Source organism: Mucilaginibacter sp., assembly GCF_039921305.1.
Classification (GTDB): domain Bacteria; phylum Bacteroidota; class Bacteroidia; order Sphingobacteriales; family Sphingobacteriaceae; genus Mucilaginibacter.
The window spans coordinates 99739-111893 of the sequence record NZ_JBDSCA010000021.1 but is presented as its reverse complement, the minus strand read 5'-3'; the positions used below and the strand labels follow the sequence as shown (position 1 = coordinate 111893).

12 protein-coding genes are annotated in these 12155 nt (G+C 41.2%); 6 read left to right on the top strand and 6 right to left on the bottom strand.

Features of this window, described 5'->3' with window-relative positions; genetic code table 11:
* Position 1 precedes the first annotated feature (1 nt).
* Complete coding sequence (locus tag ABIN91_RS05285) at positions 2-781, bottom strand: hypothetical protein (RefSeq protein ID WP_348049216.1); 780 nt, start codon at positions 779-781, stop codon at positions 2-4.
* A gap of 53 nt (positions 782-834) precedes the next feature.
* Positions 835-1764, bottom strand: coding sequence for a tRNA epoxyqueuosine(34) reductase QueG (gene queG / locus ABIN91_RS05280; protein ID WP_348049214.1), 930 nt, complete (start codon positions 1762-1764; stop codon positions 835-837).
* A 76-nt stretch (positions 1765-1840) separates the two neighbouring features.
* Between queG and ABIN91_RS05275 the strand changes: the two genes are divergently transcribed.
* Entirely contained in the window at positions 1841-2023 is a 183-nt protein-coding gene (locus tag ABIN91_RS05275) for a hypothetical protein (protein WP_348049212.1), read from the top strand.
* A 31-nt stretch (positions 2024-2054) separates the two neighbouring features.
* Here ABIN91_RS05275 and ABIN91_RS05270 read toward each other — a convergent pair whose 3' ends face one another.
* The 3 genes from ABIN91_RS05270 to ABIN91_RS05260 are packed head-to-tail and all read right to left on the bottom strand — an operon-like array spanning position 2055 to position 3391.
* The gene (locus ABIN91_RS05270) at positions 2055-2513 is read right to left on the bottom strand and encodes a nuclear transport factor 2 family protein (protein ID WP_348049210.1); all 459 of its coding nucleotides are present in this window, start codon (positions 2511-2513) and stop codon (positions 2055-2057) included.
* Between the two features lie 8 nt (positions 2514-2521).
* On the bottom strand, positions 2522-3214 hold the full coding sequence (locus ABIN91_RS05265; RefSeq protein ID WP_348049208.1) for a hypothetical protein: 693 nt from the start codon (positions 3212-3214) through the stop codon (positions 2522-2524).
* Positions 3215-3232: 18 nt separating this feature from the next.
* Positions 3233-3391, bottom strand: coding sequence for a hypothetical protein (locus ABIN91_RS05260; protein ID WP_348049206.1), 159 nt, complete (start codon positions 3389-3391; stop codon positions 3233-3235).
* A 102-nt stretch (positions 3392-3493) separates the two neighbouring features.
* Between ABIN91_RS05260 and ABIN91_RS05255 the strand changes: the two genes are divergently transcribed.
* Both ABIN91_RS05255 and ABIN91_RS05250 read left to right on the top strand, forming a co-directional pair.
* Positions 3494-4504, top strand: coding sequence for a GntG family PLP-dependent aldolase (locus tag ABIN91_RS05255; protein WP_348049204.1), 1011 nt, complete (start codon positions 3494-3496; stop codon positions 4502-4504).
* 438 nt (positions 4505-4942) lie between these two features.
* On the top strand, positions 4943-6028 hold the full coding sequence (locus tag ABIN91_RS05250) for a DNA topoisomerase IB (protein ID WP_348049202.1): 1086 nt from the start codon (positions 4943-4945) through the stop codon (positions 6026-6028).
* Here the strand turns inward: ABIN91_RS05250 and ABIN91_RS05245 are convergent, their stop codons facing one another.
* Complete coding sequence (locus tag ABIN91_RS05245) at positions 6029-7021, bottom strand: Gfo/Idh/MocA family oxidoreductase (RefSeq protein ID WP_348049200.1); 993 nt, start codon at positions 7019-7021, stop codon at positions 6029-6031.
* A gap of 151 nt (positions 7022-7172) precedes the next feature.
* Here ABIN91_RS05245 and ABIN91_RS05240 point away from each other — a divergent pair, with 151 nt between their 5' ends.
* The 3 genes from ABIN91_RS05240 (at position 7173) to ABIN91_RS05230 (ending at position 12069) form a co-directional block, all read left to right on the top strand.
* The gene (locus ABIN91_RS05240; RefSeq protein WP_348049198.1) at positions 7173-7724 is read left to right on the top strand and encodes a pyridoxamine 5'-phosphate oxidase family protein; all 552 of its coding nucleotides are present in this window, start codon (positions 7173-7175) and stop codon (positions 7722-7724) included.
* A gap of 49 nt (positions 7725-7773) precedes the next feature.
* Positions 7774-8874 (top strand): DUF3810 domain-containing protein, encoded by a 1101-nt coding sequence (locus ABIN91_RS05235; RefSeq protein WP_348049196.1) that lies wholly within the window; start codon positions 7774-7776, stop codon positions 8872-8874.
* Between the two features lie 117 nt (positions 8875-8991).
* A complete protein-coding gene (locus ABIN91_RS05230; RefSeq protein WP_348049194.1) occupies positions 8992-12069 on the top strand; it encodes a PAS domain S-box protein in 3078 nt (1025 codons plus the stop codon).
* Positions 12070-12155 lie beyond the last annotated feature (86 nt).

Genomic DNA, 12155 nt, shown 5'->3' with positions numbered 1-12155 from the left:
CTTAATCAGTAGGATAAAAAGGCTTTTTTATAACGCCTTCATCGCTTAATAAAACATTAAAGTACTCTGACCGGAGTACTTTTTTTATGCTCGTTTTTTTGCCATTTACGCAGATTTTACGTTGTGACAGGCGGATGCCATGGCTATAATCGGCCCAGCTACCAATGTGCCTGGCATATAAAGGTTGTATAGCTTTGCCATTCTTTTTATGCCAGCCATATATCACAATATGGTATGCTGAGGTATCGTTGTATATCCTGTTCGATATGATCACGTCCTTTTTGTTACCGGCTGTAAGCATGCCCGGAATATAATTTGTCCCCAGGCTATCTTTTTGGTGTATTAGCATTTGATTATGCTTTTCAAATACGGCAACGGTTGTCATGGCCGATGTTGGCGGTATTGGCAATGGCGATAATTTTATAGCAGCGTCACGATAAACATCGTTAACCATTTTACGGGTAAGTAGGCTGCATTTGAGTTTATTGGCTACACGCTGCGCCAAAGCAGGCGTCATGGGGCAATAAAAATAATTTGAATCGGTACCAACGGCTAAATAATCAGGCAGTACATAGTAATTGATCGTGTTGGTAACTCCTGTAATTTTGAGCGTATCCTTTATCAGGACTAATTGTCTGTAAAAGGCCGGTACATTTCCTTTCCTGATGGCTTTGTAAATTATGTTTTCACGATGTTTCAGGTTGATAGAGGTGTCACTTATCGAGGCGGAAAACTGTGTGCCATTCAGGGCATTGGCTTTCCTATCTCTTATTTTCAGCATTTGCGCATTAATAGCCAAACAACTTAATAACAAAGTTATCAGCAATAAATACCTCATTTCACAAAATCTATATTGCGTTTTAAGCCTGCAAACTTTGTTCGCTTTACAGCTGATCCTTTAAATACCTTTTTAAAAACATCTTCGGTTATCTCATTCCAGTCTTGTTTGGTCATATCCAGCAGATCCGGGTGGGGTTGAAACGCCGGCTCATTGTGGATGATAGAAAAACGATTCCACGGACAAACATCCTGACAAATATCACAGCCGAACATCCAACTATCCATTTTACTTTTAAAGGCAACCGGAATCTCGTTTTTAAGCTCAATGGTTAAATAAGAGATACACTTGCTGCCATCAACTATAGCAGGGCCAACAATGGCCTCAGTAGGGCAGGCATCAATACATTTGGTACAGGTTCCGCAATGGTCGGCGGTAGGTTCAACATCATATTCCAGGTCAAGATCAACAATCAGCTCCGCTAAAAAAAAGAACGAGCCTGTTTTTTTACTGATCAGGTTAGCGTTTTTACCTATCCAGCCCAAACCCGCTTTTTTTGCCCAGGCCCGGTCTAACACCGGTGCCGAATCAACAAATCCACGGCCATGCACTTCGCCAATATGCTCGTTTATCAGTTGAAGTAATTGCTTTAGTTTGCCCTTAATTACATCATGATAATCAGCCCCGTACGCATATTTTGAAATAATGGGCGCGTTAGAATCACTCTGGTGAGCATCCGTATAATAATTAAGCCCTAAACTGATAACCGATTTTGCATCATCAACCAGTAAACGCGGGTCAAGGCGCTTATCAAAATGATTTTCCATGTATTGCATTTCGCCATGAAAACCCTTGTTTAACCAAGCCTCAAGCCGGGGAGCCTCATCTTCCAAAAACTCAGCTTTCGCTATACCGCAAAATATAAAACCGAGCTCATTAGCCCAGGCTTTAATTTGTTTGGTGTATGTAGCTGCATTGTTTAACATTGATACAAAGATAATTATATGGATCAAAACCCTCGCTGTGTTTTTATGTTGTATATCATACCATAAATTAAACGATATGATAGCTAACAGCAATAAACCAGGAGGTAAAGAAGGAGCGAACAATACTTCAGGTGAAAACTCAAGTGATTCGGCTTTGGATAAGGACGTTCAAAAGAACGATACAACCAAACTACAAAAAGATAAAACCGATGATAGCGATCCAAGGATTGAAACCGTTGTACCCGATAACGACAACTAATTGCGCTTATCCACAGGCTGATCAAAATAGCCTATTTGGTGCAAAAACGTGTTCTGATCAAAATAGCTTGATTCGGATGTGATCTATCGTCTTTGATGTGATACACTGTGCAATTGCGCAGCGTATACTTTTTGCCCCGCATATAAACCGGCGATGTAAAATCATCTGCTGGGATTGACCCGGCTGATTCATATTCTACAGTTGCCGTGGTATCGGTATAAATGATATTTTTAATTGTGTAATGTAAATCAGGAGATGAGCTAAAGTAACGATTGAAAATGATCTTAACCTGTGCGGGTCCCGTTCTCACATCATCAAAACCCGTAGAGTTTATTTTGGTATCGGCCGAATAATCTGTGGCTATCTTTTCAATATCATGCCTGTTCAGCTTCTCAAAATGAACTTCTATCAATTTTTTGATATTGCCTTGATTACTGCATCCCGATAGTATTAAAACTGCACAAATAGCTAATAAATACGTGTTTCTCATTATCCGGTTTATTGCTTTTTGTGCGAAGCTACTACTATTTTATAATATTTAACCAAGCCATCAATGTTGTTGATATTAAAAGTACCGTCCCTTATTTTCTCCACAACTTCGGGTTCATCACCCATTACATCGCTCATATATTCAATAAAGGTTTCTGCCTTAAATGCCATCATAGTTCCGGTTGTTTCGCCGTAATAATAAGCGTTATGCGCAGGCCCGCCACCTGAACCACCACCGCCAAGGTTTATACCAATACCACCTCCCATTCCTACACCACCGGTACCTATCCCGGTTGATATCATTGGTCTGATCCGACTGCCGCCACCTCCTCCGCCATTACCTCCAGAGCCATTAGCTATCATATATAAGTTAGTTGGCCCCGCTACAACCACCTGTATAAAATCAAGCTCGTTTTTGCCCCAGGCTCCTCCGTAACGTGGCGGGTGCGATATGGTAAAACTATCAACTCCAATTACAAAGCCATGTATCATACTGGCGCTTAAACGCTGCGGCTTGTCTTTTTCGGTTTCTTTAAACTCTATAAAACCTTCATTTTTCATAATACCCTGACCAGATGGATACCTGTTGATCAGTCCCGGTACTTTTTCACCATTAATATCGTAATAATGCCCCGGCACAAATTGGGCATGCGCGGTAATTGAAATTATGGAAATAAGCAGGAGCAGGATAAAAGCTTTCATTACAGTTTAACGGACAAATTATAATTTATTGTTTAGCAATACCAAACCATGCTTCAACATAGCACCTGCCGGGATAATAAATTCAAACATGGTCATTTGGCCATTGGCATCATCGCCATCCAGAAAAAAGCGTAGTTCGAGCTGACCGATCTTTATAATTTCTTTGGGAGTTCTCATTTATAAATTGATTGTTACAAGGTTAGGTTCTGCTCGATAAAGCTAATAATTTTGCTAAATTAACCGCTTAATTGAAATCTTAAAATTTGTTAAATAGATTATATGATTGTTGATTTACGAAGCGATACCATAACCAAACCCACACCAGGCATGCTTGATGCCATGATGAGCGCCAAAGTAGGCGACGATGTTTTTGGAGAAGACGAAACCGTTAACGCCCTCGAAGAAAAGCTTGCCAACATATTTGGCATGGAAGCCGGTATGTTCTGCCCATCGGGCACCATGACTAATCAGATAGCCATTAAATGCTTTACCCATCCTTTAGATGAGCTGATTGCCGATCAAACCGCGCACGTTTATCGCTACGAGGGTGGTGGTATAGCCTTCAACTCTGCCGTATCAACACGTTTACTAAATGGCCCACGCGGTATATTAACCGCCGAAATGATCGAGCCGGAAATTAACCCCGAGAATATCCATTTCCCGGATACCAGTTTGGTTGTGTTGGAGAACACGGTAAATAAGGGAGGCGGCAGCTGCTACACATTGAATAATATCGCACCTATAGCTTCCTTATGTAAAAAGAACGATCTGAAACTCCATCTGGATGGTGCCCGTATTTTCAATGCCTTAGCCCATACCGGCGATAGTGCCAAAAGTTATGGCCAATACTTTGATGGCATATCGGTTTGCCTGTCTAAAGGTTTAGGCGCGCCTGTGGGTTCTGTTTTATTAGCGGATAAAGCAACCCTTAAATACGCACGCCGCATTCGTAAAGTATTAGGCGGCGGTATGCGCCAGGCTGGTTTTTTGGCTGCTGCCGGAATTTATGCCTTAGACCACCATGTGGAACGTTTAAAGATAGACCACGCTCACACTCAAATATTAGCTACCGAACTTGCGGCATTACCATGGGTAAGCAATGTATTGCCTGCCGAAACCAACATCGTATTATTTGATACAATTGAACCTGCTGATACGGTTACTGCGAAACTCGCTGCCAAAGGCATTAAAGCAAATAGCACCGATAAACACCGCATCCGCTTTGTGTTGCATTTGGATATTCATGCCGATCAGGTAGAGTATTTAGTGAGCGTTTTAAAGAGCTTATAAAATAATCAGAATAACAATTTTGTCGGTATTTATCGGTGTTATCGCTAGCGCGAGCGTCTCGCTCGTGACTACTATTTTCCGGCCTCCGGCCTTCTGCATATTGCCATTTTCGCAACGATAAATAACCAGAATAATTTAAAATATAAGTATTTGTCGGTATTTTTCAATCATTATTTGAAAGTGAATTATCAATTTCGCAATTTAGGCAGGTGGTTATAACTGTTTTTTCGCCTTTGTTGATGTCGTCATCAACAACTAATTCATACCTGGATAATTGGGTATTTTATGTCTTGATCGTTGCATCTTGACTCCTGATCCTTCCTCCATACAATATCGCAATTTTCAGCCGCATTTGCAAATGTTCTTCTTAGGTACGATAGTTTCATCAATTAATAAATTATCATAAAACTTAAATCTCAAACTCTTGTTATTATTCCCATGAATCGTCTGCAAAAAAAGTTAGAGAAAATTGGTCGCGACCCTAAGATAACCGCAAAAGCTGTAGGATTACGCTATGTAAGCGATTCATCTCCGGGCTATACCCGCAAAGCTACCAAAACAGGTTTCTCTTTTTATGATGCAGATGGCAAACCTGTTAAGGATAAAGAATTGCAGCAGCGTTTTAAAAGCCTGGTGATACCACCGGCCTACACCAATGTATGGATCTCACCTCACGAAAACGGGCATCTCCAGTTTACGGGCGTTGATGCGGCCGGCAGAAAGCAATACCGCTACCATGCCGAATGGAACAAAATACGCAACCATTCCAAGTTTCACCGTATGCAATTGTTTGCCAGCTTTTTACCCAGCATCCGCAAGCAGGTAGCTAAAGATCTGGCCCGTACAGAGTTGGGTTACGAAAAAGTATTGGCACTGGTAGTTAAGCTAATGGAACTAACCAGCATTCGTGTGGGTAACGATGCTTATAAAAAACTCTACGGCTCATTCGGCTTAACCACTTTGCAGGATAGGCACGTCAAGATCAATGGCTCTGATATGAGCTTTGAGTTTCGGGGCAAAAAAGGAGTTTATCAAAAAATAGCGTTGCATAGTAAAAAACTGGCCCGCCTGGTTAAACAATGCCGTGATATCCCCGGTAAGGAGCTGTTTCAATATTACGATGATGAGCATAAACGCTGTACTATAGGCTCTGGCGATGTAAATAACTATCTTAAGCAGGCTACCGGAGAAGATTTTACCGCTAAAGATTTCCGTACCTGGGCGGGCAGTGTAAGCGCCTTATACGCCTTTAAAATAGCCGGAGGTTTTGAAACAGTAAGCGAATGTAAAAAGAAGATAGTGGGTGTATTAGACGAAGTAGCAGGTAACCTGGGCAACACCCGTACGGTTTGCAAAAAATACTATGTGCACCCCGCGGTGATTAAAAGCTATGAAGAGGGCACCATCAATAAATACATTGACCAACTTGATGAAAAAGAAAGCGTAAACGTTATAGAACTTAATGCCGCCGAAAAAATATTGCTCCAACTTTTAGATGGCGAAAAAATGGCAATAGCCGGCTAACTATAAGCTTATCCAGCTTTTATCTTTAGCGCTCTTAAACAAGGCATCAATAACATTCATATTGCTTACCGCGTCGGTTAATGGGGTGGGTACGTTAGTATTGTTCAATATCGCCTTGCTAAATTCATCGGCTTGTAAAGTATATTGATTAACCGCGCCGGTGCTTAGCTCTTTAATTACTTTATTATTTTGCAGCCATAACTTTGCCGGTTCATCTGCAACGGCGTTAACGGGTATCTCAATTTCTAAGCGGCCCTTGGTGCCAAAAATGTTTACACGCTGGTAAGGTTCCAATTGTGTTGAGCAGGTGAATGTAGCTTGTACACCACCACCAAAATCTAACATGCCCGATGTTAAACGGTCAGTTTTCATTTGTGGGTCAAAGTCTATCAAACTCACAACACGTTGCGGTTCTTTCCCGGTAAGGTATCTTGGGAACGAAACACAATAACATCCGATATCCATCAAAGCCCCGCCACCGGTTTCGGGTTGATTACGAATGTTGGCGGCATCATCATTATAATAAGAAAAGTGGGCCTGTATGCTTTTTACTTCGCCTAATAAACCATCATCTATAATTTGTTTCGCCTTTATCCATTGGGGGTGAAAGCGGTACATAAAGGCTTCCATTACTTTTAAATGCGAGTATTGTTGAGTAGCGTCTAAAAGCTGCTGCGCCTCACCGGCACTCAAACCAATGGGTTTTTCGCACAGTACATGCTTGCCCGCCTGTAAAGCTTTAATGGTGTAAGGCACATGTAAGTGATTGGGGAGGGGATTATAAATGGCATCAATATCTTGATCAGCCAACAGCGATTCATAATCAGCATATACTTTACTTATACCTAATTCATCGGCTGTGCTATGAGCTTTTTCGGCATTGCGCGACGCTATGGCTGCAACCTCAACATACTTGCCTTTTTGCATAGCTGGTATAACCTGTATACGGCCAATTTTAGCGGTGCTTAATATTCCCCAGCGTACTTTACTCATGTGCTTTGTTTATTTTGATAATCAAAGGTATAAACTTAATACTTAGCCATCAATTTCATATTATTGTTATTTATTTCTTATAAATTAAAATAAACAACACAAAGTGTAAGTGCGATGGTTATTCTAATATATCTAAATTAAAAAGAACATTATGGATACCGTAAACGCTACACAGCAAGAAGAGCACATCAAGCCTTTAGAAGGACCGGAAGCTATCGGCAAGATAAAAGAGCTAACTAAAAAGGCAGATACCGGTTTTTTAGTAACCAACATTAAAACTGGTTTGCCCGTATCGGCAAGGCCAATGTCAACCCAACTGGTTGATGACGAAGGGAATATTTGGTTTTTAAGTGTTCGGGATAGCGAGCATAATAAAGAAATAGCTGCCGATCCGTTTGTGCACCTGTTTTACCAGGCATCGGCACACGCGGGCTTTTTAAACATATACGGAATGGCCGAAATTGGCGATGATAAAGCAAAAATTGACCAACTGTGGGATCCAATTGCCAAAGTATGGTTCCAGGGAGGTAAGGATGATCCTTTGGTTACCTATATTAAGGTTAGTCCGTTAACCGGATATTATTGGGATAATAAGCACGGCGCGATGATCGCTTTCGCCAAAATGGCGGCATCCCTGGTAACAGACAAAACCATGGACGACTCAATTGAAGGAACACTTGACGTAGGCGAATACCTAACATAATACGCTGTAAATTGCCCGGGGATTTTTTATATCCACTATATTTGGCAATATGCATTACAAATACAGCAAAGGGCCTATTGAATCCAAAGTAGTAATAATAGCTGCTTTGGCTTTAATATGGTTGCTAATGTTGCTGTTTATGCATTACCCTGATGCTATAGAGCGTTTCTATTCAGGAGGCTTATATATCGGTATCTGTTGGGTATTACACCCCGCATTAAACATGATCCCCTTTAGCGTTGGCGATGTGCTTTATATCGTTTTGATAATCTATTGTTTATACGCGTTAATTAAAATTATCAGGTGGCTGCTTTTAAAACGATTTAAGGCTGTATTGATCTACCTGCTCAAATTAATTATTGGCCTCCAAACGCTCATATTGGCCTTTTATTTATTGTGGGGCCTAAATTATTTCCGCCCGTCGGCAGCAAAACGGCTTAACTTGCAGGATACCAGCTATACTTACGAGGATATCAAATCGGTAACGCTTATGCTGATTGATAGTGCTAACGCAACCCGGGCCAGGTTAACCGCTACAGATCTGCTTCAGGATAATCCCGCTATCTATCAAATCGCTGTTAAAGCTATCGATACCCTGTCAAAAACCACAAAAGGGTTTTCCGCTATTCAGCCTCATATTAAACCATCGCTGTTAACCTGGTTTATGAATTATTTGGGTACCGCGGGCTATTATGATCCTTTCACATCCGAAGCGCAACTAAACTACCAGATGCCTGTGTTTTTAAGGCCATTTACCGCCTGCCACGAAATGACACATCAAATGGGTTTCGGCGCCGAAGACGAAGCTAATTTTGGAGGTTTTATAGCAGGAGTAGGCTCGCATAACAGGCTTTTACGATATTCAGCATACTACAGCAGTATGCAAGAGTTTATGTTCGCCGTTTACCGGAAAGATAGTTTAGATTATAAACAACTACGAACAAAACTATCGCCCCTGGTACTTCGCGATCGTAAAACCGACCGGCTCTATTGGAAAAACTTTGAAAGCAAAGCAGGCATATTCAGCAGTGTTTTGTACGATAATTATCTCAAAACAAACAATCAGCCGCAAGGTTTAAAAACCTATAACCGCATGGTTAGGTTAGTTATGGCATGGTACAGGAAAGTCCCAATTAATAAAATCCCATAACGGTAACCTTATAAATTTTTTTTCGTTTAAGTCAATATCTTCTATACCTATATCAAAAAACATTCTTCTTGTTTTACGTTTCATTGTGGCTACATTAGGGCCACCTAATTATTTAAAATGAATTTTGATATTCCTATCCCCCTGGGTAATACCACAATAACCGAAAATGTTACTTTTACGGTTTTTCAATGCCGTATTACACCCAATGCAACTACACAATTTGTTAGCATAGATAAAAATATTACTGATTTAGCCGGACTATCTGCCGATGAAGTAAAAACTGATGCCCAAATATTGTTCAATCTCATTCATCAGGATGACAGGCATCAATTTATTTCGGCACTTGCAAAATCTTTTAAAACGCAAAAAAGCCTTCAATGGCAAGGCCATATAATACTTCCTTCCGGCCAAGAAAAACTGATTAAAGCACAAGGAAATGTTGAGAATGGAATTTTAATTGGTGCCTTTATCGATATCACATCAGTTGAGCAACTTGAAATATCACTCAGTAAAACCAAACAGCTTTTAAGCGAAACAGGTAAACTGGCTAAAATAGGTACCTGGGAAATTGATCTGGATACGATGGATCTGAAATGGTCTGACGAGGTTTATCACATGCACGAGATGGAGGTTAGCGATAAAATAACCATACAAACCGCCATTAATTTCTACACGCCCGCATCCCGGCCGGTAATACAAGCCGCTGTTGATAAAGCCCTTAAAACAGGAGAGGCTTATCATGTTGAATTACCTATGTTAACCGCAAAAGGTAATTTGGTATGGGGGCGCTCAAGCGGTAACGTGATTTTTGCGGATGGCAAAGCTATCCGCATGTACGGTATTTTTCAGGACATAACCGAACAAAAACATATTGAGGAGCGCCACCGCGTAATATTTGAAGCATCAACCGATGCGCATTTGCTGTTTGATGAAAACGGTATCATTGATTGTAATAATGCCGCCGTACAAATGTTGAAATTTGCAAGCAAGGATGAGCTAATGAAACATCATCCGGCCGAATTTTCGCCCGAGTATCAGCCAGATGGCAGAAGATCTAAAGATAAAGCTAAAGAAAATGACGCACTTGCCCGCCAAAAAGGTAATTATCGTTTTGAATGGGTGCATCTGCAAACAGATGGTAAAGAAATATTGGTTGAGGTAACGCTAAATCCGGTTATCGTAAATCAAAAGGCTGCATTGTTAGTTGTTTGGCACGATATAACGCTTCGCAAACAAGCCGAAGAGAAAATGCGCCGTAACGATTTATTACTTTCAGAAACGCAGGAACTTACGCACAGTGGCAGTTGGGAAATTGACCTGCAAACCGGTAAAAACTATTGGTCAAAAGAAACCTTCAGGATCTTCGGTTTAGAACCAATAGGACATGGCCCAACTACCGAAGAATTTGATAAACTCATCCATCCGGACGACCGCGAAAAATATATCGATGCCATAAAAAAGGCGATGAAAGGTGGCTCGGAATCAGATTTTGACCTGCGTATTTTGCCTAAAAATGGCGGTTTAAAGTACATACAAGCTATTGGTAAACCTCAACACAACGAGCAGGGCATAGCCACCAAACTATATGGGGCCATTATTGATATCACAGCTTACAAAAAAGCCGAAGAAGCCATCAGAATTAAACAGGAGCAACTGAATACTTTTATCGAAGTTTCGCCGGCGGCGATCGCGGTATTTGATAAAGACATGCGCTATATAGCGGCAAGTAACATCTGGAAAAAAGACTATAAGCTTGAGCGGAGAAACATCATCGGCGTTAAGCACTATGATCTGTTCCCCGAATCAACTTTACGCTGGAAAGAATTTCACGACCGGGGCCTTCACGGCGAAGTTTTGGGTAGTTCCGAAGATAGCTACACACGCAAAAATGGCCGTATCCAATGGTTTAGATGGGAGATAAGGCCATGGTTTGAAAAAGACGACGAAATAGGCGGCATCATCATGTTCACCGAGATCATCACCGATAGGAAAGAAGCCGAACAAGCTCTAATTAAAGCTAAAGAACAGGCAGAGAACGCGGCTAAAGCTAAAACACAGTTCCTGTCAACCATGAGTCACGAGATCCGCACTCCCATGAACGCTGTAATTGGCTTTACACATTTATTGCTGCAAAATCCGCGTGAAGACCAGGTTGAATATCTTAACATACTTAAATTCTCGGGCGAAAACCTGCTGGTACTCATTAATGATATTTTAGATTTTAGTAAGATAGAAGCCGGTAAACTGGAGTTTGAAAATGTTGATTTCAGTATAAAAGACCTTATCCGTAATATTCGCGCTGCTATGATTCAGCGTGCTAACGAAAAGAATGTCCAGCTTAAACTGATGATAGACGAAGATCTGCCGGATGCTATTATTGGCGATCCTGTTCGTTTGGGCCAGATATTAACCAACCTGATAAGCAACGCCATTAAATTTACCGGCGAAGGGAAAGTTATAGTAGCAGCTTCGTTAGTTAAGCGCGATGAAAATACTACAACTATTGGTTTTGAAGTTAAAGATACCGGAATAGGTATCCCGAAAGATAAACAGGAATCCATATTCGAAAGTTTTACCCAGGCAAGCTCAGATACTACCCGTAAATATGGCGGCACAGGTTTAGGGCTAACCATCACCAAACGGTTACTCGAAATGCAGGGTAGCAGAATTAAGTTAGATAGCGAGATAGGGGTGGGTTCAACATTCTCGTTCGATCTGACTTTCCAGAATAGCGACTTAAAAATTGAGATCATCACAGCCCGCCAGTCGCCGGTAATACCTGGCAGTTTAAAAGGTACGCGGGTTTTAATGGCTGAGGATAACCAGATCAACGTTTTACTGGCCAAACAATTTTTAAAGCAATGGGATGTAGAATGCGATGTTGCCGAAAATGGTGTATTGGCAGTTCAGTTAGCTCGAACCAACGATTATGATGTGGTATTAATGGACCTGCAAATGCCCGATATGGATGGCTACACAGCCACCGAAGAGATCAGAAAGCTTGAACCCGCATCCAGATACAAAAAACTGCCTATTATAGCCTTAACCGCTTCGGCCATGCTCGATAATAAAGATAGGGCATTTATTGTAGGGATGGATGATTATGTGAGCAAGCCCTTTAGCCCCGATGAATTGTATCGTAAAATTGCGCATTACAGTAAATTATCAAAGGCTAACAGATTAGTACATAGCTAACAACTTCCGATATAAAATGCATTGGGGTATTAACCCAATGCATTTTTCGAAAAGGCTCATCCTCATGGGGCTTCGAATGGTCCAGT

Bases quoted from the DNA above. Each gene is read 5' to 3' on its own strand.
- ABIN91_RS05245 (WP_348049200.1), bottom strand. From the start codon at position 7,021: ATGAGTAAAGTACGCTGGGGAATATTAAGCACCGCTAAAATTGGCCGT.
- ABIN91_RS05235 (WP_348049196.1), top strand. From the start codon at position 7,774: ATGCATTACAAATACAGCAAAGGGCCTATTGAATCCAAAGTAGTAATA.
- ABIN91_RS05265 (WP_348049208.1), bottom strand. From the start codon at position 3,214: ATGAAAGCTTTTATCCTGCTCCTGCTTATTTCCATAATTTCAATTACC.
- ABIN91_RS05270 (WP_348049210.1), bottom strand. From the start codon at position 2,513: ATGAGAAACACGTATTTATTAGCTATTTGTGCAGTTTTAATACTATCG.
- ABIN91_RS05250 (WP_348049202.1), top strand. From the start codon at position 4,943: ATGAATCGTCTGCAAAAAAAGTTAGAGAAAATTGGTCGCGACCCTAAG.
- ABIN91_RS05275 (WP_348049212.1), top strand. From the start codon at position 1,841: ATGATAGCTAACAGCAATAAACCAGGAGGTAAAGAAGGAGCGAACAAT.
- ABIN91_RS05285 (WP_348049216.1), bottom strand. From the start codon at position 781: ATGCTGAAAATAAGAGATAGGAAAGCCAATGCCCTGAATGGCACACAG.
- ABIN91_RS05255 (WP_348049204.1), top strand. From the start codon at position 3,494: ATGATTGTTGATTTACGAAGCGATACCATAACCAAACCCACACCAGGC.
- ABIN91_RS05230 (WP_348049194.1), top strand. From the start codon at position 8,992: ATGAATTTTGATATTCCTATCCCCCTGGGTAATACCACAATAACCGAA.
- queG (WP_348049214.1), bottom strand. From the start codon at position 1,764: ATGTTAAACAATGCAGCTACATACACCAAACAAATTAAAGCCTGGGCT.
- ABIN91_RS05240 (WP_348049198.1), top strand. From the start codon at position 7,173: ATGGATACCGTAAACGCTACACAGCAAGAAGAGCACATCAAGCCTTTA.
- ABIN91_RS05260 (WP_348049206.1), bottom strand. From the start codon at position 3,391: ATGAGAACTCCCAAAGAAATTATAAAGATCGGTCAGCTCGAACTACGC.